The sequence below is a fragment of the Amycolatopsis sp. NPDC003865 genome (assembly GCF_053605345.1).
Map to the genome: position 1 here is coordinate 83,499 of NZ_JBSGJA010000002.1, position 20,920 is coordinate 104,418.

The 20,920-nt window shown below is 71.3% G+C and carries 22 protein-coding genes; 9 read left to right on the forward strand and 13 right to left on the reverse strand.

Annotated features, from left to right (window positions below; genetic code table 11):
• The first annotated feature begins 15 nt into the window (after positions 1–15).
• Both ACWEVP_RS05255 and ACWEVP_RS05260 read left to right on the forward strand, forming a co-directional pair.
• Positions 16–1,824 (forward strand): substrate-binding and VWA domain-containing protein, encoded by a 1,809-nt coding sequence (locus ACWEVP_RS05255; RefSeq protein ID WP_452061386.1) that lies wholly within the window; start codon positions 16–18, stop codon positions 1,822–1,824.
• A 1-nt stretch (position 1,825) separates the two neighbouring features.
• On the forward strand, positions 1,826–2,563 hold the full coding sequence (locus tag ACWEVP_RS05260) for a hypothetical protein (RefSeq protein WP_452061387.1): 738 nt from the start codon (positions 1,826–1,828) through the stop codon (positions 2,561–2,563).
• On the opposite strand, the gene ACWEVP_RS05265 is transcribed toward ACWEVP_RS05260, so the two are convergent.
• The gene (locus ACWEVP_RS05265) at positions 2,560–3,774 is read right to left on the reverse strand and encodes an MFS transporter (RefSeq protein ID WP_452061388.1); all 1,215 of its coding nucleotides are present in this window, start codon (positions 3,772–3,774) and stop codon (positions 2,560–2,562) included. The two genes, ACWEVP_RS05260 and ACWEVP_RS05265, sit on opposite strands and share 4 nt — an antisense overlap.
• Before the next feature lie 92 nt (positions 3,775–3,866).
• On the opposite strand from ACWEVP_RS05265, the gene ACWEVP_RS05270 reads away from it, so the two are divergent.
• Positions 3,867–4,781, forward strand: coding sequence for a LysR family transcriptional regulator (locus ACWEVP_RS05270; protein ID WP_452061389.1), 915 nt, complete (start codon positions 3,867–3,869; stop codon positions 4,779–4,781).
• On the opposite strand, the gene ACWEVP_RS05275 is transcribed toward ACWEVP_RS05270, so the two are convergent.
• Complete coding sequence (locus tag ACWEVP_RS05275; protein ID WP_452061390.1) at positions 4,748–5,776, reverse strand: hypothetical protein; 1,029 nt, start codon at positions 5,774–5,776, stop codon at positions 4,748–4,750. The genes ACWEVP_RS05270 and ACWEVP_RS05275 overlap by 34 nt on opposite strands.
• A gap of 164 nt (positions 5,777–5,940) precedes the next feature.
• Between ACWEVP_RS05275 and ACWEVP_RS05280 the strand changes: the two genes are divergently transcribed.
• A complete protein-coding gene (locus ACWEVP_RS05280; protein WP_452061391.1) occupies positions 5,941–6,738 on the forward strand; it encodes a DUF2470 domain-containing protein in 798 nt (265 codons plus the stop codon).
• On the opposite strand, the gene ACWEVP_RS05285 is transcribed toward ACWEVP_RS05280, so the two are convergent.
• Entirely contained in the window at positions 6,730–7,191 is a 462-nt protein-coding gene (locus tag ACWEVP_RS05285) for a PPOX class F420-dependent oxidoreductase (RefSeq protein WP_452061392.1), read from the reverse strand. The two genes, ACWEVP_RS05280 and ACWEVP_RS05285, sit on opposite strands and share 9 nt — an antisense overlap.
• A 22-nt stretch (positions 7,192–7,213) precedes the next feature.
• On the opposite strand from ACWEVP_RS05285, the gene ACWEVP_RS05290 reads away from it, so the two are divergent.
• The 3 genes from ACWEVP_RS05290 (at position 7,214) to ACWEVP_RS05300 (ending at position 9,958) form a co-directional block, all read left to right on the forward strand.
• Positions 7,214–8,026 (forward strand): CPBP family intramembrane glutamic endopeptidase, encoded by an 813-nt coding sequence (locus ACWEVP_RS05290; protein WP_452061393.1) that lies wholly within the window; start codon positions 7,214–7,216, stop codon positions 8,024–8,026.
• Positions 8,027–8,066: 40 nt separating this feature from the next.
• A complete protein-coding gene (locus tag ACWEVP_RS05295) occupies positions 8,067–9,254 on the forward strand; it encodes an arginine deiminase (protein WP_452061935.1) in 1,188 nt (395 codons plus the stop codon).
• A gap of 149 nt (positions 9,255–9,403) precedes the next feature.
• Positions 9,404–9,958, forward strand: coding sequence for a ferritin (locus ACWEVP_RS05300; RefSeq protein ID WP_452061394.1), 555 nt, complete (start codon positions 9,404–9,406; stop codon positions 9,956–9,958).
• 71 nt (positions 9,959–10,029) lie between these two features.
• Here the strand turns inward: ACWEVP_RS05300 and ACWEVP_RS05305 are convergent, their stop codons facing one another.
• From ACWEVP_RS05305 to ACWEVP_RS05320, 4 genes are all read right to left on the reverse strand, one after another.
• The gene (locus ACWEVP_RS05305; protein ID WP_452061395.1) at positions 10,030–10,854 is read right to left on the reverse strand and encodes a hypothetical protein; all 825 of its coding nucleotides are present in this window, start codon (positions 10,852–10,854) and stop codon (positions 10,030–10,032) included.
• Positions 10,851–11,363 carry a SigE family RNA polymerase sigma factor gene (locus ACWEVP_RS05310; RefSeq protein WP_452061936.1) on the reverse strand — a complete coding sequence of 171 codons (513 nt, stop codon included), beginning with the start codon at positions 11,361–11,363 and terminating at the stop codon, positions 10,851–10,853. Before ACWEVP_RS05310 ends, ACWEVP_RS05305 begins: the two co-directional genes overlap by 4 nt.
• A gap of 195 nt (positions 11,364–11,558) precedes the next feature.
• The gene (locus ACWEVP_RS05315) at positions 11,559–11,912 is read right to left on the reverse strand and encodes a DUF952 domain-containing protein (protein WP_452061396.1); all 354 of its coding nucleotides are present in this window, start codon (positions 11,910–11,912) and stop codon (positions 11,559–11,561) included.
• Between the two features lie 586 nt (positions 11,913–12,498).
• A complete protein-coding gene (locus tag ACWEVP_RS05320; RefSeq protein WP_452061397.1) occupies positions 12,499–13,380 on the reverse strand; it encodes a DUF5926 family protein in 882 nt (293 codons plus the stop codon).
• A gap of 53 nt (positions 13,381–13,433) precedes the next feature.
• Here ACWEVP_RS05320 and ACWEVP_RS05325 point away from each other — a divergent pair, with 53 nt between their 5' ends.
• Complete coding sequence (locus tag ACWEVP_RS05325) at positions 13,434–14,600, forward strand: cytochrome P450 (protein ID WP_452061398.1); 1,167 nt, start codon at positions 13,434–13,436, stop codon at positions 14,598–14,600.
• Here ACWEVP_RS05325 and mca read toward each other — a convergent pair.
• Entirely contained in the window at positions 14,590–15,435 is an 846-nt protein-coding gene (mca, locus tag ACWEVP_RS05330) for a mycothiol conjugate amidase Mca (protein ID WP_452061399.1), read from the reverse strand. The two genes, ACWEVP_RS05325 and mca, sit on opposite strands and share 11 nt — an antisense overlap.
• Positions 15,432–16,781, reverse strand: coding sequence for a DHA2 family efflux MFS transporter permease subunit (locus ACWEVP_RS05335; protein WP_452061400.1), 1,350 nt, complete (start codon positions 16,779–16,781; stop codon positions 15,432–15,434). The genes mca and ACWEVP_RS05335 overlap by 4 nt, the downstream gene beginning before the upstream one ends.
• 89 nt (positions 16,782–16,870) lie before the next feature.
• On the opposite strand from ACWEVP_RS05335, the gene ACWEVP_RS05340 reads away from it, so the two are divergent.
• The gene (locus ACWEVP_RS05340; protein ID WP_452061401.1) at positions 16,871–17,467 is read left to right on the forward strand and encodes a TetR/AcrR family transcriptional regulator; all 597 of its coding nucleotides are present in this window, start codon (positions 16,871–16,873) and stop codon (positions 17,465–17,467) included.
• Here the strand turns inward: ACWEVP_RS05340 and ACWEVP_RS05345 are convergent.
• Genes ACWEVP_RS05345 through ACWEVP_RS05360 form a run of 4 tightly spaced genes read right to left on the reverse strand, consistent with a single transcriptional unit; the run spans position 17,464 to position 20,869 of the window.
• The gene (locus ACWEVP_RS05345) at positions 17,464–18,477 is read right to left on the reverse strand and encodes a DUF4328 domain-containing protein (RefSeq protein ID WP_452061402.1); all 1,014 of its coding nucleotides are present in this window, start codon (positions 18,475–18,477) and stop codon (positions 17,464–17,466) included. The two genes, ACWEVP_RS05340 and ACWEVP_RS05345, sit on opposite strands and share 4 nt — an antisense overlap.
• 2 nt (positions 18,478–18,479) lie before the next feature.
• Positions 18,480–18,839 (reverse strand): rhodanese-like domain-containing protein, encoded by a 360-nt coding sequence (locus ACWEVP_RS05350; protein WP_372667677.1) that lies wholly within the window; start codon positions 18,837–18,839, stop codon positions 18,480–18,482.
• A 54-nt stretch (positions 18,840–18,893) separates the two neighbouring features.
• Positions 18,894–20,522, reverse strand: a complete 1,629-nt coding sequence (locus ACWEVP_RS05355; RefSeq protein WP_452061403.1) for a solute symporter family protein — start codon at positions 20,520–20,522, stop codon at positions 18,894–18,896.
• On the reverse strand, positions 20,519–20,869 hold the full coding sequence (locus ACWEVP_RS05360) for a DUF485 domain-containing protein (protein WP_364463954.1): 351 nt from the start codon (positions 20,867–20,869) through the stop codon (positions 20,519–20,521). The genes ACWEVP_RS05355 and ACWEVP_RS05360 overlap by 4 nt, the downstream gene beginning before the upstream one ends.
• Positions 20,870–20,920 lie beyond the last annotated feature (51 nt).

Sequence of the window (20,920 nt, forward strand, 5' to 3'; positions counted from 1 at the left end):
ACGGGGAGGGGTTCGATGATCAATTCCCAACCAGCAAGGCGAAAGAGAAAGATTCTCCCGTTCGTGGCCGCGATCGTGGTCGCCGCCGGGCTGATCATCGGGATCCGGGCCTGGACCAGCAGCTCGAGCGACGACGCGGACGAGCCGAAATGCACGGGCTCGGACGCGATCGCGCTCAACGTCGCGTCTTCCCCGGAAAAGGCGGGAATCGTCCAGGAGGCCGCGAAGGCCTACTCCGGACGGTCGGTCGCCGGGCACTGCGTCGACGTCCTCGTGAAGTCGAAATCGTCCGGCATCGCGATGCAGGCGCTGGCGAACGGCTGGAACGAGGCCACCGACGGGCCGCGCCCGGACGTCTGGACGCCGGCCGCGAGCGGCTGGGTCAACCTGCTGCGCGTCAACGCGAAGGGCGACACGGCGTCGATCGTGCCGGACGGCGACCCGCAGTCGATCGCGAACTCGCCGCTGACCGTCGCGATGCCGAAGCCGATGGCCGAGGCGCTGGGCTGGCCGGCCAAGCCGATCGGCTGGAAGGACATCGCCACGCTCGCGACCGACCCGGCGGGCTGGGCGAAGTACGGCCACCCGGAGTGGGGCAGGTTCCGGCTGGGCAAGACGAACCCGAATATCTCCACCGCGGGCCTGAACGCCACCATCGGCGCGTACTACGCGGCCACCGGGACGTCGTCCGACCTCACCGCGGCCGCGCTCGAGAAGCCCGAGGCCCGGCAGTTCGTCTCGAACATCGAGCAGGCGATCGTGCACTACGGCGACAACACGCTGACCTTCCTGACCAACCTGCAGAAGGCCGACGACCGCGGCGCGGCGCTGTCCTACATCTCGGCGGTGACCGTCGAAGAGAACTCCCTGATCGGCTACAACCAGGGCAACCCGACGACCGATCCGGCGAAGGCGGGCCAGCACGCGCCCCCGAAGGTGCCGCTCGTGGGGATCTACCCGGCGGACGGCACGCTCAACTCCGACCACCCGTTCGTGACGCTGAACTGGGCCGACCCGACCCGCAAGCAGATCGCCGCGGACTTCCTCGGCTACCTGCGCGGCCCGGAGACGCAGCAGCGGTTCGCCGCGCTGGGCTTCCGCTCGTTCGACGGCCAGCCGGGCCCGCAGGCGACCGCCGCCAACGGCGTCCAGCCGGACGCGAAGATCAACTTCATCCGGCCGCCGTCGCCGACCGTGCTGTCGAAGCTGCTGGCGTCGTGGACCGAGCTGCGCAAGAAGGCGAACGTGCTGCTGGTCGTGGACGTCTCGGGCTCGATGGGCGACGAGGTCAAGGGGACCGGCAAGAGCAAGATCGACCTGGCCAAGCAGGCCGCGATCGACGCGCTCGGCCAGTTCGTGCCGCGCGACCAGGTCGGGCTCTGGCAGTTCTCCACCCACCTCGACGGCGACAAGGACTACCAGGAGCTGTTCCCGGTGCGGGCGCTCGGCACCGACGGCCGCGAGGTTCTGGCGTCACGGTTGAGCGGGCTGACGCCCCAGGCCGGTACCGGGCTCTACGACTCGTCGCAGGCCGCGTACGAGTACATGAAGGCGCACCTCGACCCGGCGGCGATCAACGCGGTCGTCGTGCTGACCGACGGCCGCAACGAGGACTCCGGCGGCGTCGACCTCGAGCACCTGCTGCCGCAGCTGCGTCCAGAGGGCAACGCGGAGACGGTCCGGCTGTTCACCATCGCCTACGGCTCGGACGCCGACCAGGGCGTGCTGAAGCAGATCGCGGAAGCGACCGAAGGATCGGAGTACGATTCGTCCAAACCCGACACGATCAACCAGGTGTTCACCTCCGTGATCTCGAATTTCTGACATGAAGTTCGCCCGTGAGCTCGCCGAACCGTGGGGGCTGCTGCTGGCCGCCACGTCGGCCGGGGTGGCCTGGGCCGTCCAGCTGCCGGTGCTCGTCGCCCTGCTGATCGGGGTGGCGGTGCTGGCCGCCCGCGCGGGCGTGGCCGCCCTGGGCCGGGAAAGACAGCCACAACGGCGGGAAGCGCGGGTGCTCGACGTCGCCCCGGGCTCCGACGAGGAGAACTGGCTGCGCCGGGCCGAAGGCGCGGCCGACGGGTTCACCTCGCTGAGCTCGTCCCTCGACGCCGGCCCGCTCGCCGACCGCGTCGCGGACATGGAGCCGGTGGTCCAGGAGACGCTGGCGACGCTCGAACGCCTGGCGGGGCGCGCGTCGGCGACCGGGAAGGCGCTCTCGCGGGTCGACCTCGACGCCGTGACGCGCGAACGGCACCGCTTGGAGCGGTCGCTGTCCTCGGCGCGCGAGGAAGTCCGGGGTGACCTCGAGCAGGCGCTGGCGGCGGTCCAGGCGCAGGAGGACGTGCACACGCGGCTTTCGGGCGCCCGCGACAAGCTGCTGGCCCAGCTGCAGTCGGGCGCGCTCGGGCTGGACAGCCTGGTGGCCCGGGTCGCCGAGCTGACGGCGGCGACCACGGACGTCGCGGTCGACACCGGGGCGGTGCGCGAGCTGAGCGACCAGCTGGAGGGCATCCGGCAGGGCGTGCTGGAGACCGAGCAGGCGACGCGGAAGTCGCTGGGTTAGACGGCCACGGGCGTCCGGTCGCGGCGCGGCAGCAGCAACGGCGTCGCCAGCACCAGGACCCCGGCGACGCCGATGGCGACGCGCGGACCGGTGAAGCTCGCGAGCACGCCCCAGAGCGCGGTCAGCGCGGCGATCGACGCCTTGGTGCTGACCGACCACGCCGAGAGCGTGCTCGCGACGCGGTCCGCCGGGAGCTGCTCGAGCCGGTAGGTCGCGAGCACCGGGTTGAAGACGCTGCAGCTCGCGATCAGGCCCAGTTCGACGAGCATGACGAACACGAGCCCGCCGGCGCCGCCCGGGATGAAAGCCAGCGCGAGCAGCCAGCAAGCCCGGATCGCTCCGGCCGCCAGCAGGACCGGGTGCCTGCCGAACCGCCGGACGAGCCGCGGGGTGAGCCGCGAGCCGGCGAGGCCGCCGAGGCACGGCGCGGCGAACGCGAGCCCGTACTGCCACGGCGCGAACCCGAGCTGGTTCAGCATCAACACCGCGAGCAGCGGTTCGGTGCCCATGATCAGGCCGTTGAACAGCACGACGTTGAAGTAGAGCGGCCGCAGCCCGGGGTGGGTCAAGATCGTGCGCCAGCCGCCGACGAGGTCCCGTGCGGTGGGGCGGGCGGTCCGGTGCGGGCGCGGTTCGTCCCCGCCGATGGCCCGGATGCCGAGCGCGGAGAGCAGGAAGCTGGCGGCGTTGGCGGCTACGGAGGTCACCGGCCCGAAGAGCGCGAAGGCGGCCCCGCCGAGGGGCGGGCCGAGCGCGGTGGCGGTCCAGTTCGTCGATTCGAACCGGCCGTTGGCGACGAGGAGGTCTTCCGGCGGAACGAGTCCTTTGAGGAAGGCACCGCTCGCCGAGGTGAAGGTGATGTCCGCCGCGGCGACGACGACCGAGACGACGAGGAGCTGCGCGAAGGTGAGCTCGCCCAAGGCGTAGAGGGCGGGAACGCTGATGAGCGCCCCGAACCGGACGAGGTCCATGGCGACCATGACCGGCCGCTTCCGCCGCCGGTCGACCCACGGCCCGAGCGGCACGGCCACGAGCGCCCCGACGGCGGGCCCGACGGCCGCGAGCGCGGAGACGGCGGCGGGGCCGGCGTGCAGGACGAGGATGGCCAGCATCGGGAAGGCCCCGAAGCCGAGCCAGGTGCCGAAGGCGCTCACCGCGTACGCCGACCAGAGCCATCGGAATCGCGGCCCCAGCGACCGCCCGCGCATCACCGTGAGATCAAAGCCGGGGAGGGTCGCGCGGAGCAAACAACCGGCCGGGCGGCGAGCCACAACACCGCGTTGTGAATCTAGAGTCGACCGCTGTGGACCTCGATGCCGTGCGCACCTTCGTCGCCGCCGCGGAGGCCGGCCGGTTCCAGGATGCCGCCGCCGAGCTCTCGGTCACGCAGCAAGCCGTCTCGAAGCGGATCGCCGCGTTGGAGAAGTCGCTCGGCGCGCGGCTGTTCACCCGCACCGCGCGGGGAGCCGTCCTCACCGGAGACGGGCGCGCCTTCCTCCCGCACGCCCGGGAACTCCTCCGCGCCGAGCTGCGCGCGCTCGCGTCGGTGCGGGGTGGGCCGCTTCGGGTCGACGTCATCGGGCGGCGGTTGTGTCCCGCCTCGCTGCTGCGCAGGTTCCACGAGGCCTACCCGGACATCGAGCTGGAAGTCGTCACCCTCTTCGACACCGCCGCGGTCCGGGACGGCTCGGTCGACGCCTCGTTCCGCGCCGTCGTCACGTTGCCCGAAGACCTTGCCGCGCAATGGGTGTTCGACGAGCCCATCGAGCTGCTGTGCGGCCCCGCGCACCCGCTGGCCCGGTCTTCGGTGACCCCGGCCGAGCTGGCCGGGCACCGGCTCTGGCTGCCCGGCGTGGTCCCCGGGACCGAGTGGGGTGCCTACTACGCCGAGCTGGCGGCCGCGTTCGGGCTCTCGATCGACGCTGCCGGGCCGAACTTCGGCACCGAGGTCGTGCTGGACACGATCGCGGAGTCGGCGGAGGTGGCGACCCTGCTCGGAGCTGGCAGCCGCGTGTTGTGGCCGCCTGAACACGGGCTGCGGCGCGTGCCGATCCAAGACCCGACGCCCGTGTACCCGCACTCGCTCGTCTGGCGCCGGGACAACGCGCACGCCGGGCTGGCCGCGCTTCGGCGTCACTTCGCGAACAACGAGCGCGCGGCGGGCGCGTGGCGGCCGAGCTGGGCTCAGCCCAGCCAGACCGTGCCGAGCACCGGGTAGCCCGGCACGCCCGTCTTCGCCGCGCCCGGCTTCGGGACGCCCGCGATCCACAGGCGGCCCGTCGCCGCGATGTTCGCCGCCATCGACGGGTCCGCCTTCGGCAGGCGGAAGCCGACCACCGTGCCGTCGGCCAGCATCGTCAGGCCGCTCAGCCGGGCCGCGCCGCGGCGGCTCATCCGGACCGGGCCGTCCAGCACCGCCCGCAGCTCGGTCCAGTGCTCGGCCGGCAGGGGGCGGCCGTGGGCGAACGAGCGCAGCAGGGCCGCGAGCGCACTCAGCAACGCACCCGCCGCGAACGGCCAGGCGACCCACCCCACGGCCGGGAAGTCGAGCCGGACCCACAGCGCGAAACCGGCCAGGACCAGCAGGAAAGCCGCCGTCGCACGCAGCTCGCGAGCGATCTGTCGGCGGTGCGCGGTCAGCACGGGATCGAGCCGCGGCGAGCCGGACCAGGCCGGCGCGGGCACCGCCGCGGCACCTGACGGCGGTGTGTCGTGGATCCGGGCGCGGCGGACCCGCACCACCCCGGAGAAACCGACGAACACCTTCGGGCCGCGGCCCAGCAGCCAGACCCGGCGGTGGCCGGCCACCAGCAACCGGTACGGCTCGTCGAGCCGGACGCGCAGCCACCGGCCGTCCGGCAGGCGCACGCCGACCGTCCGCCCGGCCGCGACCAGGCCGTCGGCGGCGATGTCCACCTGCCGGAACGCTTCCCGCTTCAGCCGCGCTTCCGGCACCCTGGCGTACGCGCGGCAGAACCACCACGCCTCGGCCGACCCGGCCAGCGCGAGCGTGCCGACCGGCAGGGCCACCCCCGCACCGGCGAAGAACTGGGCGACCCCGAACGCCAGGAACAACCAGGTCAGCAACCGCCGGTCCCCGGCGCTGCGGCCGATCCGGTCGAGGTACTCGCCGAAGATGGGCAGCGCGCCGGACGGCATCGCGGGGTCGAGCTCGAACGCGGGCACGCGTTCGGGTACCGGGACGATCTGCACGTCGAGCCCCCCAAGCCTCACTGGTCAACGGCCTTTTCGGAAATTTGCACACCCGCGTTACCGGATGCTCCGATCAGCGGAGCGGCCGCGTGACCCGAACCGCAATCGAGCGACTACCCAGACCGTGGAATTCAGGTTAGGCTCACCTTAGTAGGAGGTGAGCCGTGACCGAGGCCCCGACATCCATCCGCCGCCCGCCGGCGCCGAACCCCGCCGAGCGCGCCAAGACGATCGCGACCCGCAACGGTCCGGCGTCCTTGCTGCCGACCTGCGAACGCGCCGGCCTGGACGGCGAGCGAGTCATCCCGGTCCTGCACCACGTGCACCACAGCGGCAGCGTCAGCGTGCTGCTGCCCGACGACCACCCGATGGTCGGCGCGGCGAAGCAGACCCAGCGGGGGGAACTGGCCGTGATGGTCGAGCTCGCCGACCAGGCGCCGGTCGAGCTGCGCGAGCCGATCCGCGGGCTGCTGTGGATCACCGGCTGGCTGCGGCCGCTCTCCCCGGTGTCGGCCCGCGCGCGGGCGGTGGCGATCGCGGAGTCGCGGCCGGACGAACGGCTGCTCGACGTCGGCCACGGCGTGACGCTGCTGCGGCTCACCCCGGCGTCGCTCGTGCTCGCCGACGCCGAAGGCACGCACTCGCTGCGCCCGCACACGTTCAGCGCGGCACCGCCGGACCCGTTCCACGACTACGAGGCCCAGTGGCTGCGGCACCTGGAGAGCGACCACTCCGACGTCGTCGGGCAGCTGGCCAAGCACCTGCCGGCGGAGCTGCGCGGCGGCCGGATCCGGCCGCTCGGGCTCGACCGGTTCGGGCTGCGGCTGCGCGTCGAGTCCGACGCGGGCGACCACGACGTCCGGCTGGCGTTCTCGAAGTCCGTCGACAGCCCGCCGCAGCTCGCGATGGAGCTGCGGCGGCTGGTCGGCTGCCCGTTCCTGCGCGGCGGCGCGTCAGGCTAGTTCGGCCGGAAAACCACCCTTGGCGAGCGGGCCCCAGCTCTCGATCGTCACGCGGATGATGCTCTTGCCCTGCTTGACCATGGCTTCGCGGTATTCGTCCCAGTCCGGGTGTTCGCCGGAAATGGCGCGGAAGTACTCGACGAGCGGCTCGACGGAGTCCGGGATGTCCAGCACCTCGGCGGTCCCGTTGAGCTGGACCCACTTGTCGTTCCACTCGTCGGAGAGGATGCAGGCGGAGACCTTCGGGTTGCGCTTGATGTTCACGATCTTCGCGCGCTTCGGGTAGGTCGAGATGACGAGCCTGCCCTCGGCATCGACACCGCAGGTGACCGGCGAGAGCTGCGGGCCGCCGTCGGCCTTGGTGGTCAGCAGGATCGCGCGGTGGCGGGTGGACAGGAACTCGACCAGCTCGGCGCGGTCGACGGTTTCGTTGGTGGCGATGCTCCTCGGCATACCCCGAAGGTAGCGTGCGGGCATGACGTTCACCGCGCGATCGTGGCTGGCCCCGGCCCGTCCCGAGTTCCCCGGCGCGATCGAAGACCCGGTCGAACGCCGGGCGATCAAGGTCGAGCTGCTGATCGTCTTCGGCATCACGCTCGGGCTGTCCGGCGTGCGCAGCCTGCTGTCCCTTGTGGACTCGCTGCTGCAGCCGGTGCCGCTGGCCCAGCAGCAGGTCCAGCTCAACGTTCCGCAGGCCGCGGCGAGCCTGATCGACCTGCTCAAGCAGCTGCTCTCGGCCGCCCAGCTGGTCGGGTGGGGCGCGCTCGGCCTGTACTTCCTGTGGCGCGCGGGCATCAAGCTGGCCCAGGTCGGGCTGGACCGCCGGTCCCCCGGCCGGGACACGCTGCTGACGCTCGGGCTCGCCGCGGTGATCGGGATCCCCGGGCTCGGGCTGTACTTCCTCTCCTACCACCTCGGCTTCAGCCTGGCGGTGCAACCGTCCACTTTGGGCGACACGTGGTGGCGGCCGATCACGCTGACGCTCTCGGCGTTCGGCAACGCGTTCGCCGAAGAGGTCCTGGTCATCGGGTACCTGCTGACGCGGCTGCGGCAGCTCGGCGTCCGGGAGAACACCGCGGTGTTCGGCGCCGCCGTGCTGCGCGGGTCGTACCACCTGTACCAGGGGTTCGGCGGGTTCGTCGGGAACTTCGTCATGGGCCTGGTCTTCGGGCGGCTGTGGCAGAAGACGAACCGGCTGTGGCCGCTCGTCGCCGCGCACACGCTGTTCGACTTCGTGTCGTTCGTCGGATATTCGCTGCTCAAAGGTCACGTTTCCTGGTTGCCCTGAGTACGCTCGCTGGGTGATCGACGAAACGACACCTCCCCGGGTGGACAGCGAAGTCGGACCCCTGCGCGCGGTGCTGCTGCACCGGCCCGGCAACGAGCTCAAAAGGCTGACGCCCCGCAACAACGACCAGCTCCTGTTCGACTCGATCCCGTGGGTCGACCGGGCCCAGGCCGAGCACGACGCGTTCGCCGAGGTGCTGCGCAGCCGCGGCGTCGAGGTGCTGCTGCTGGCCGACGCCCTGCGGACGGCGCTGGAGGACGACCGCGCCCACGCGGCGGGCGTGCACGCGGCGGTCGACGACCGGCGCCTCGGCGGCGACCTCGCCGACTCCCTGCGGTCGCACCTCTCCGGCGTCGACGCGGGCGGGCTCGCCGAAGTGCTGATGGCCGGGATGACGTTCGAGGAGCTGCCGTCGGCGGAGGGCGCGTCGCTGGTGCGGATGATGAACCACCCGCACGACTTCGCCGTCGACCCGCTGCCGAACCTGCTGTTCACCCGCGACTCGTCGGCGTGGATCGCCGACCGGGTGGCGATCTCGTCGCTGACCATGCCGGCGCGTCGCCGCGAGACCGCGGTGCTGGACCTGATCTACGCCTACCACCCGTACTTCCGGCACGCGGCCCGCGCGTACGGCGCCCATTCCGCGCCGATCGAGGGCGGCGACGTGATGCTCCTGGCGCCGGGCGTGCTCGCCATCGGCGTCGGCGAACGGACCACGGCGGCGGGCGCGGAGTCGCTCGCGCGGTCGGTGTTCGCCGACGGCATCGCGCACACCGTGCTCGCGGTGCCGATCGAGCAGTCCCGCGCCACCATGCACCTGGACACGGTGTGCACGATGGTCGACGCCGACGCGGTGGTCATGTATCCGCTCGCGCGCGACTCGCTGACGGCGTTCACGCTGCGCCCGACCGGCGACGGCGGCGTCAAGGTGGCCGGCCCGGCGCCGTTCCTGGCCGCCGCGGCGGAGGCGATGGAGATCGACCGCCTGCGCGTCATCGACACCGGCCTCGACCCGGTGACGGCCGAGCGCGAACAGTGGGACGACGGCAACAACACGCTCGCCCTGGCGCCGGGCGTGGTCGTGGGCTACGAGCGCAACGTCGAGACGAACGAGCGTCTCGAGGCGGCCGGGATCGAGGTGCTGCCGATCGCGGGTTCGGAGCTGGGCTCCGGGCGGGGCGGGCCGCGGTGCATGTCGTGCCCGATCCGCCGCGAGCCGTTGAAGTAAACGAAGTAAGCCTTCCCTAAATGGGTGCGACAATTTAGGGAAGGCTTACTTAAATAAGGTTCGTCTTCTTTAGGAATGGTAACCCTAATAGGGTCGAGATCACCAGCCCCGTGTGGCATTCGCGCCAATCTTGATCTATTCTGGTCTACATGGCCCTCACCAAGAAGAAAGAACCGCGCTCGAAGTTCTTCGAACTGCTGCAGGCGCAGATCCACAACGAGTTCAACGCGTCCCAGCAGTACATCGCGCTCGCGGTGTGGTTCGACGCCGAGGACCTGCCGCAGCTGGCGAAGCACTTCTACAAGCAGTCCGTCGAAGAGCGCAACCACGCGATGGCGCTCGTGCAGTTCATGCTCGACCGCGACCACCACGTCGAAATCCCCGGCACGGGCGAAGTGCGCAACGACTTCTCCGGCGTCACCGAGCTCATCGAGCTCGCGCTCGAGCAGGAGAAGGAAGTCGCGACCGACATCTCCGCGATGGCCAAGGCCGCCCGCGCCGAAGAGGACTACATCAGCGAGCAGTTCACGCAGTGGTTCCTCAAGGAGCAGGTCGAAGAGATCTCGCAGATGAACACGCTGCTGAACGTCGTCAAGCGCGCGAACGGCAACCTGTTCGAGGTCGAAAACCACCTGTACCGCGAGTCCGTGGGCGACGGCGGCCGGGACTCCGCGATGCCGCCGGTGGCCGGCGGAGCGCTGTAAGTACGTCGAAAAACCGGAAACCCGGGCTCTCCCCCTGTGGATAGCCCGGGTTTCCGCATGTGGCCGGCTTCTCAGCCGGCGCAGTCCTGGTTGACAGCCGCGAGGCTGGTCTGCACGACCCCGGCGTCGCCGAGCCGGAAGTGGAAATCGGCGCCGGTGGTGACCGGAGCAACGACGCCACCCGCTTCTTCCTTCGCCCCGGGATAGGCCGCGAGCACCTGGTCCTTGGTCGACCCGGCGCCGACGCCCTCGGCGGTGTGCGCCGCCTGCGCGGGGGTGACGACCGTGAGCCCGAGCGCCTTCGAGACCACCACTGTCGCGGCCGCGGGCACGCCGCCGCCCTGCGCGGTGAAGACGGTGCAGCTGCCGCCGGCCTGTGGGTCGCTGAGCGTGACGCCCTGCGCGGCGATCTGGGTCTCGGACATGCCGAGCTTGAGGGTGCCGAAGCCGTCCGGGTCGAGCAGCGGGCCGCTGAGCACGGGCGGCAGCTTCGACGACGGCTGGGCCGACGGCGGCCGCGAGGCCTTCGACGTCGGCGTGGCGGGTGGCGCCGAGACCTGGATGTCCTGGGTGCTGGTCGGGCCCGGGACCGAGGGGTCGGGCTGCCGGCCCGCCGTGAGGTTCTCGGGTGGCTTGACGCTGAGGGAAGAGCCGTCGGCGGACATCACCGCGGTGCCGTCCTCGGCGTGGAGACGCACCACGGTGAGGCCTCCCGACACGGCCACGACGGCCGCCGCGACGCCGGTCGCGGCCAGCACGCCCTGGCGGCGCCGCCGACGGCGCCGCGCCCCGGCGACGATGGCCGTGCGGGCGTCCGGCGGTGGCGGCAAGTCCAGCCGCTCGTCGGCGAAGAGCGCGCGCAGGCGCTGCTCCAGCTCGTCCTCGGAGATGTTCAACCCGCGTCACTCCCTTCGCCTTGGATGTCGGCCGCGGTGAGTTTCATCCGCAGCGACGCGATCGCCTTGCTGGCCTGGCTCTTGACGGTGCCCTGCGTGACCCCGAGCGCGCCGGCGATCTCCGCCTCGGACAGCCCTTCGTAGTAACGCAGGACCATGACGGCCCGTTGTCTCGGCGGCAGCGTTCGTAACGCGCGCCACAGCGGCTCGTGCTCGAACGGGTCGTCCGGCACGTGCGGGCTGGTGTCCGGCAGGTCGGCAACGAGGTTCTCGCGCCGCGTCCGCCGCCAGCGGCTGACGTGCGCGTTCGCCATCGACCGCCGCACGTAGGCCAGCGGGTCGCCGGTCTTTTCGTGCACGTAGGTCCAGCGCGAACCCATCTTTTCGAGCACGGTCTGGACCAGGTCCGCGGCGTCGTGCGGGTTGCCGGTGAGGGCGTGGCCGTACCGCAGCAGGCCGGGCAGGACGGCCTGGACGAAATCGCCGAAGTCGGTGAGTTCACCCGGCAACGTCGCGGCCCTCCCTCGGCCTGCGCTGGTCACCCAGGTATCTCCCCCGGTGAAGACGGGTGCCGCAGCGGTCACCGTATCGCCTCCCATCGGGGTTGAGCCGCTTTCCTCCCCAACACGCATCACAGCCCCCTCAGGTTGCCCGCGTTCCCGCCCGATTTCCGAGACGCGCGGGCGGGTGATGAGTTGCCCACCTCAGCGGCGGGCGAGCGCGTCCGGCAGCCGGAAGCCACCGTCCGCGGTTTCGGTGAACGGGTGCACCCCGACGACGGCGGAGTGCCGGATCGGACCGTAGACGTGCGGGAACCAGATCCCGTCGGGATGCGGCGGCTCGCCGTCTTCCCACCGCACGGGCACGTCGAGCTCGGCCGGATCGATTTCGAGCAGCACCAGATCGGTGCGGCCCCGGAAGCGGATGTTGGCAGCCAGGTGCACGGTGCCGAAGTCCGAGCAGTGCACGAACCCGGCATCCTCCAGTGACGGCGGCCGGTACTCGCCGCCTTCGCCCACTTCGGCCCACTCGGCCGCCCCGCAGATGTGGAGTATCACGCGGAGAATCGTCCCACCGCGGCGATCCGGTGGCGGTGTCTCGTGCGCCACATAAGGCCTGGTTGAACGCTCATTGAGCTGGTTCCCGGCCACCGGAACGGGGCGGCGGTTCGGTGCTTTTCGACGAAAGTTTTCGAGGGGTCGCGGCCTGCGGCGGGTGGTCGGGCGCGGGCGAGGACAACCGGCTGAGGCGCAGCGGGCGGCTGCCGCTCGACGCCCGGCCGCGGAGTGGCCGGCGCGCATCAGACGGCGGCCGGGTCACTTCCCGGTCGCTGGGGACGGCCGACTGAGGCGCGGTAGGCGCCGTCGCCCGCTGGCCGCCGACGGCGCGGCCAGCCAGCACGCACTACGCAGCGGCGGGCCGCGTTCGGGTCGCTGGGGACGGCCGACTGAGGCGCGATAGGCGCCGTCGCCCGCTGGTTGCCGACGGTGCGGCCGGCACGCACCACGCTTCGGCGGGCCGCGTTCGGGTCGCTGGGGACGGCCGACTGAGGCGCGGCGGGCGCCGTCGCTCGCTGGCCGCTGATGGCGCAGCGGGAAGCCGCCGCCGGGGTTGGCTCGGCGGTGGGCCGTCTTCGGGCTGGGGTCAGCGCAGGGTGAGCTGGCGGCCGATGAGGCCGTCGCGAGCCCGGCGCTCTGCCGCGTTCAGGGGCTCGGTGTCGAGGGACTTCAGCGCCGTCTCGAGGCGGGTGCCCAGGGCTTCCTTCGCCTCGGCCCACTCGCGGGCGTGGGCCTCGGGGTCGAGGTCCCACACCGGGACCAGGAGGCCGTGCGCGCGGAACGAGCCCGCGTAGCGCGAGCCCTCGCCGAGGCTGAGCTCGCCGGCCGCGGACAGGCGGGCCAGGGCTTGGAGCAGCAGGTTCTCCGGCTCCGGACGGACCCAGCGCAGGTGCGCCTTCTCGCCGGCGAGGACCCAATAGGCGCCCGAGCCGAGGCGTTCGGTCGGCATGATCGCGGCGTTCGCGCGCTCGAGCGAGACCGCGACGTCGCCGGTGGCGTCCGCGTCCTCCGGGAGCCACCAGGCGAAGTCCTTGTGCAGCTCGACGTCGAGCTCGGCGCCTGGGGTCAGCAGGTCCTGGAGGCGGGCGTGCTCGTCGGCGGTCGGCGGGGTCGTCGTGTCCGGCACGCCGAGGACGTCGCCCTCCTTGGCGTCCAGCAGCCACTTCAGCGAGCGGCCGAGGTCGCGGCTGATGTCGGACGAGCGCGTCTGCACCTGGAGGCCGAGGTAGCGCTCGCCGTCGGAGCGGACGAACGCCGCCGCGGCCATCGGCAGCACGGTGCCGAGGGTGACGTCGCCGCCGTCGGCGAGGGTCAGCTTGGCCGTCGCGGACGGCACGAACTCGCGCAGCGCGATCAGCTCGGGCTCCGCCACCAGCCCCTCGAACGGCTGGCCGACGAAGACGTCGCGCACCTTCGGCTTGCGGTCCGACGCCTGCTTGGGACCCTTCTTGCGCGCGCCCTTGCCCACTGCTGCCTCCTCTGGCTCGGCTTGAAACGCTATCGAAGGGTTAGTCTCGCGACGTGTTCGACCCCCGCGATCTCGCGTTCCTGGAAGACCCGTACCCGGCGTTCGCCGCCCTGCGCGAGCAGGGTGACGTCCATTTTCACGAAGGGCTCGGCCTGGCCGTGGCGGTGTCACACGCCGGGGCGTCGGCGGTGCTGCGCCACCGCGGCCTGGGCCGGATCTGGCAGGACGCGCAGCCGCTCGAGCGGTTCGCGTCGTTCAACCTCCTGCACCGCAACTCCCTGCTGGAGAACGAGCCGCCGGCGCACACCCGCCTCCGGCGCCTGATCGCAGGCGCGTTCGGCCGCGGCCACGTGCAGCGGCTGCGTCCGATGGTCGGAACGCTCGCCACCCGGATGGTTGACGACCTGGCGGCCGCGATCGCCGCCGACGGCAGCGCGGACCTCCTGGAACACCTGGCCCAGCCGTTGCCGGTCGCGGTGATCGCCGAGCTGCTGGGCGTTCCCGGTACGGACGGGCCGCGGATGGTCGAGCTGTCGAACGCGATCGTGAAGATGTACGAGTACGGCCTGCCCGAGGAGGGCCGCGACGCCGCCGAGCGGGCGGCCGCGGAGTTCGTCGCGTACGTCCGGTCGGTGGCTTCCGACCGTGCTTCCTCGCCGGGCGACGACATCATCAGCGACCTCCTGCGCAGCGAGCTGACGCCGGACGAGCTGGTCGCGACGGCGGTGCTGCTGCTGATGGCGGGCCACGAAGCGACGGTCAACGTGCTCGGCAACGGCATCACCGCGCTGCTCACGCACCGGGACCAGTGGGAACGGCTGGTGGCGACTCCTTCCTTGCTGGATTCGTGCGTCGAGGAGCTGATCCGATTCGACGCGCCGCTGCAGCTGTTCGAGCGGACGGCGACCGAGGACGTGTCGATTTGCGGGTTCGAGGTTTTGCAGGGGCAGAAGATCGGTGCCCTGCTGGGAGCCGCGGCGCGGGATCCGAAGGTGTTCGACGAGCCGGACCGGCTTGACATCGGGCGGACGCCGAACGCGCACCTCGGGTTCGGGCTGGGGATTCACTACTGCGTAGGGGCTCCTCTCGCTCGGGTGGAGATCGCTGCCGCGTTGAGTGCGTTGACGGAGAAGCTGCCGGGGCTGAGGTTGGCCGAGACCCCGCCGCGGCGGCCGGAGTTCGTGATCCGGGGACTGCGGGAGCTTCGCGTCACGGCGTGACTCCGGCGAAGAGGTCGTCTTCGAGGTCGGCTCCTGGCGTGGGGTGGGCCAGGTGGTAGTCCTCGTGGGGCCAGACTTTCCGTTCGATTTCGCGTGAGTGGGCGAAGAACGGATGGGCTGGGTCGACCTGGGTTCGGTGGGCCAGGAGCGCTTGGTCGCGGGTGGCGAAGTACTGCTCGCAGCGGATCTTGGTCGTGACGGCGAACGGTGGGTCCGTGGGGAATTCCGCCAGTACTTCGGCCATGGCGGACTCCAGGCCGGCCGCCAGGGTCGCGTCGTGGAGGGCTTGGAACCACGCCCGGCTCAATGCTGCCTGGTAGTACAGCTTCTGTGGTTGCCAAGGGGCGCCGGTGCCGGGGTAGCGCGCCGGGTCGGCGGCCGCGGTGAACGCCTCCAGCGTCACCTCGTGCGTTCGGATGTGGTCCGGGTGGGGATAGCCGCCGGTTTCGTCGTACGTGATCACGACGTGGGGGCGGAACTCGCGGATCAGCGCCACCAGCGGCTCCGCTGCCGACGTCAGCGGGAGTGCCGCGAAGCAGCCCACCGGCAACGGCTCCCCTTCGGCGGGGAGGCCGGAGTCGGTCATGCCCAGGAAGCGTTGGCGGATGCCCAGGATCTCGGCTGCCGCGGCCATCTCACGGCGGCGGACCGCCGGGAGGTCGGCGCGGTTTTCCGGGGTGTCCACCGCCGGGTTGAGGATGTCGCCGCGCTCGCCGCCGGTGCAGGTCGCCACCAGGACCTCGACCCCTTCGGCCGCGTAGCGGGCCAGCGTGGCCGCGCCCTTGCTCGACTCGTCGTCCGGGTGGGCGTGGACGCTCAAGAGGCGGTACGTCATCGGGGGCTCCTCGAGGGGAAGTACGCGGCAGGGATCAGAGTGAGCGCCGACAGCGCCAAGGACCAGGTGAACGTCGTGGCGAATGCCGTGGGCGGCGCCGCGGCCACACCGTGGAGGATCGCCGCCAGCAGCGCCGTCCCCAGCGAACCGCCGACGCGGTTGATCACGTTGAACGCGCTTGCCGCCCGCGGGATGCGGGACCGCTCCAGCGAGCCGTACAGCGTCGTCATGCCGGGCGCGGTCGCCGCGCCCAGGCCGGCGCCGCGGATCAGGAGCGACAGGGTCAGCACCACGCCGCTCGGCGCCGAGCCGAGCTGGGTGAACGCGACTGTGCCCAGCAGGGACAGGGCGATGCCGGCCAGCATCATCCGGCGGGCTCCGAACCGGGCCAGGAGGCGTCCGCCCGCGAGGAGGACCGCGGCCGAGCCGATGGCCTGGGGTGCCAGCAGCAGCCCCGCCTCCCACGGGCTCGCGTGCGCCACTTGCTCGTAGTACAGCGGCAGCAGCAACATCGAGCTGTACAGCGACGCGCCCAGCAGGAACGTACTGACCGAAGCCACCCGGAAACCCTGATCCCGGAACAGCTTCAGGTCGAGCACGGGTGACGGCGCCCGGGACGCGTGGACGCCGTACGCCACCAGCAGCCCGGCTCCGGCCACCCAGGCGACGGCCACGCCCGAGGCCAAGCCGTAGACGAACGCCGCGAGACCGGGTGACAGCAGCAAGATCCCGCGGACGTCCAAGGGCGACCGCGCATCGGACGGCGCAGTGGCCGGCAGCACCGAGCGCGCGACCGCGAACGTCGCCACCCCCAGCGGGACCACCCCGAAGAACATCCAGCGCCAGCCGAAGTCCGCCACCAGGGCACCGCCCAGCAGCGGACCCAGGACCGGGGCCACCGTCGCCGGCAGCGTGATCACGCCGATCATCCGCCCCAGCGCCGGACCCGCCGCCTGGGCGAACACCGCCTGGCCGACCGGCTGCATCAGCCCGCCGCCCAGGCCGTGCAGCACCCGGAACACGATCAGCGCGGGCGCCGACCAGGCGAAGCCGCACAGCAGCGTGCCCACCGTGAAGATCGCCACCGCCGTCAGCCACACCGCGCGGCCGCCGAAGCGGTCGGTCAGCCAGCCCGACAGCGGGATCGCCGCCGACGCCGCGAGCAGGTACGCGCTGGCCACCCACTGCACCGTCGTCACCGGGCTGCCCAGGTCACGGGCGATCGAGTCGATCCCGACGGTCACGATCGTCGCGTCGAGGATCGACAGCACCGCGCCCATGATCAGCACACCGCCGAGCCGCCACAACGCGGCGTCGGGACGAGCCGCTGTCAGAGTCACATCCACCCCCAGGAAATTAGGTCGAACCTGAGATTAGGTCCGACCCACACACTGGGTCAAGCACAAAATTGGGTCCGACCCAGTAGAGTGACGGCATGAGTGAGGGACTCCGGGCCCAGAAGAAGCACGAGACCAGGAAGAACATCTCGGACGTCGCGACGAAGCTCTTCATCCGCGAGGGCTTCGAGGACGTGACGATCGCGGAGATCGCCGCCGAGGCGCGGGTCGCCAAGATGACCGTGACCAACCACTTCCCGCGCAAGGAAGACCTGGTCTTCGACATCCGCACGGACTTCACGTCCTGGCCGGCGACGCTGATCCACGACAGCGCCTTCCACGACACCCGCGAGCTCTACTTCGAAGCCCTCGACGCCCAGCACGCACTGGTCGGCTTCTCCGGACCGGGCTTCGCGCGCATGATCCGGCAGAGCCCGATCCTCACGAACGCGCTGCACGAACTGCACCGCGAGCGCGAAGCGACCCTGACGGAGCTACTGACCGAGCGGCACCCGGAAGACGGTCTCGAGCCGCGGCTCGCGGCCGCACACCTCGCGACGGTCCTGCGGGTGCTCTTCGAAGAGGTCTTCGACCGCATCCTCGACGACCAGCCGAAGGACAAGATCGTCGACGCGCTGTGGCCGGCCGCGGAAACGGCCTTCGACCAGCTCGAACCGGTGCTGGGCGGCTACTAGCGCGCCGCGCCTGCGGGGCGGGCGCTGCGCAGCTCGGGCTCCGGGGCGTCCGTCACCTTCAGCACGCGCATCGAGCGCACGGCCCGCGCGTCCGGCGGTGCCAGCAGGGCCGAGAACCGCCGCACGACCAGGGCGGTCATCACGGCCAGGAAGGCCGCGGCCAGGTCGGTCACCGCGACCATGACGACGCTGTCCGCCATCGACTGCACGTCGTCGCGGAAGCGCCAGGCGATCGTCACGCCCAGCAGCACCCAGTTGAGCAGCCAGGCGCCCCACCACACGAGCAGCTGCCGTGACGGCTTCGGGCGGACGTCGCGCGGGCGGCCGAGCACCGCGTGCTCCAGCTCGCCGGCGATCGACAGCGCCATCGGCAGGTTCGCCACCGGCACGAGGATGCCGACGAGCACCTGCCACACCGGCCGCGGCGGGTCGTCGCCGGAGACGTCCGCCGCCGCGCGGCGGGCGACCAGCAGCCACCAGAGCGACAGCCCGGCGGGCAGCAGCGCGAGGATCGAGGCCAGCAGGCCCGCGGTGAGCACGAAGCCGTCGGAGAAGGCCACCACCGAGCGGTTCAGCGCGGACTCGCGCCCTTGGACGAGCAGCACGTACCGCCAGATCTCCGCGCCCGCGGCGACCACGGCGAGGACGGCGAAGGCGAACAGGACACCGATCAGGCTGCGGCTGAGCACCGGCACCCGGTCGATCGGGCGGACTCCGTCGGACGCCGTGCCGGGCACCGACGTCGGACGGCGCCAGACCAGGTTCGGGAAGCCCCAGCGCGGCGGCACCGGGTACGACGGCGGGCCGAAGTACCGCTCGGGCGGCGTCACGCGGCGGCGTGGCCACGCACCCGGCGGCGGGGTCGCCACCCAACGCAGCCTCGGCCGGTGCGTCGGACGGCGGTGGTACGGGTACGGCTCCGGCTGGGCGGCCAGACTCCGGCCCTGCAGCTGCTGCGCCGAAGGCGGCGGCACCTGACGCGGCCAGTACCCAGGCGGAGGCGGCTGCAAGGCTAGATCACTTCGGGATCGATGCCGGGGTGCTCGCCGACCATCGGCCGGCCTTCGCGCTGCCACGCGCCCATGCCGCCGGCGACGTTCACCGCGTCCCAGCCGCTCTGGTTGAGCCACGCGGCCGCCCGCGCGGACCGGCCGCCGCTGCGGCAGATCACGTGGATCGGCTGGTCGTCGGGCAGGTCGGCCAGCTCGCCGACGCGGGCGGGCAGCTCCCCCATCGGGATGTGCACGGCGCCGGGCGCGTGACCGGCGGCCCACTCGTCGTCTTCGCGGACGTCGAGCAGCACGAGGCCGTCCTTGGGCAGGTCGCGGACCTCGGCGGTCGGCAGTTCAGCAGGGCTCACCACGATCTCCATGCTGCCATGCGGGGGCGTTGCCCGCGCGTGAGGTTCACGCGCGGGCAACCACCTTCAGTGCGTAACGGCCTTCTCGGCACCCGCGCCGGTCAGCGCGCGCACCTCCATCTCCGCGTACTTGGCGGCGTTCCGCTCCTTCGACAGGACCGTGCCGAGCCAGCCGAGCAGGAACGCGGCCGGGATCGAGACCAGGCCCGGGTTGTCGAGCGGGAACCAGTGGAAGTCGACGCCCTGGATCATCGACGCGCTCTTGCCCGTCTTGGCGTCCACCGGCTTGCCCGAGACCGCGGGCGAGAAGACGATCAGCACGATCGTGACGATCAGCCCGCCGTAGATCGACCACAGCGCGCCCTGGGTGTTGAACCGCTTCCAGAACAGCGAATACAGGATCGTCGGCAGGTTCGCCGACGCCGCCACGGCAAACGCCAGCGCCACGAGGAACGCCACGTTCTGGCTCTTCGCCAGGATGCCGCCCGCGATGGCCAGCGCGCCGATCACCAGCGCGGTGATCCGGGCGACGCGAACCTCACCGCCGGTCGAGATCTGCCCCTTCTTGATCACGTTCGCGTAGACGTCGTGCGCGAAGGACGCCGACGCCGTGATCGTCAGGCCCGCGACGACCGCGAGGATCGTCGCGAACGCGACCGCGGAGATGAACCCGAGCAGCACCGGGCCGCCGAGTTCCAACGCGAGCAGCGGCGCCGCCGAGTTCGTCGTGCCGGGCGCCTTGGAGATCTTGTCCGGCCCGACGATCGCGCCCGCGCCGTAGCCGAGCACCAGCGTGAACAGGTAGAACACGCCGATCAGGACGATCGCCCAGACCACCGAGCGACGCGCGTCGCGGGCGGTCGGCACCGTGTAGAAGCGCATCAAGACGTGCGGGAGACCGGCCGTGCCGAGCACCAGCGCGATGCCGAGCGACAGGAAGTCGAGCTTCGTCGTGCCCGTCTTGCCGTACTGCTTGCCCGGGTCGAGCAGCGCCGCGCCGCCCTTGCCGCCCTTGTCGACGGCGGCCTGGAACAGGTCGGACAGGTTGAAGCCGTACTTGCCGAGCACCCACAGCGTCATCGCGAACGCGCCGACGATCAGCAGCGCGGCCTTGATGATCTGCACCCACGTGGTGCCCTTCATCCCGCCGATCAGCACGTACAGGATCATGATCACGCCGACGACGGCGATGACGACGTCCTGCCCGGCCTCGCCGGAGATGCCGAGCAGCAGGTTGACCAGGCCGCCGGCGCCCGCCATCTGCGCGAGCAGGTAGAAGAACGACACGGCCAGCGTCGAAACGGCCGCGGCCGCGCGCACCGGCGTCTGCTTCATCCGGAACGCCAGGACGTCGCCCATCGTGAACTTGCCGGTGTTGCGCAGCAGTTCCGCGACCAGCAGCAGCGCGACGAGCCACGCCACGAGGAAGCCGATCGAATAGAGGAAGCCGTCGTAGCCGTTGATCGCGATCGCGCCCGCGATGCCGAGGAACGACGCCGCGGAAAGGTAGTCACCGGAAATCGCGATGCCGTTCTGCGGTCCGGTGAACGCGCGCCCGGCGGCGTAGTAGTCCGACGCCGTCTTCGTGTTCCGGCTGGCCCGGAACACGATCACCAGCGTGATCGCGACGAAGACCAGGAAGATGATGATGTTGAGGGTGGAGTTGCTGCCCTCCACGCCCGCCGCGAGCGTCATTCGACCGGCTCCCCTTCGATCCTGGCGCGGATTCCGTCGGCGACCGGGTCGAGCTTCCGGTTCGCGTAGCGCACGTAAAGGCCGGTGATGACGAAAGTCGAAACGAACTGCAGGAGCCCGAAGACCAGGCCGACGGTGATGTTGCCGAAGAGCTTGGTGCTCATGAACCCGTGCGCGTAGTCGGCGAGGAGCACGTACAGCAGGTACCAGAGCAGGAACAACGCGGTCATCGGGAACACGAACACCCGCAATCGGCGGCGCAGGTCCGTGAATTCGGGACTCCCCTGGATGCTCTCCCAGTCGGTCTGCGGCTCCGCGCCACCGACGTCGTGTTCGGTGCTGCTCACAGCGGATCTCCACCTTCCCGTTTTTCGTACTGGTCGTACTGGTAGAAACCA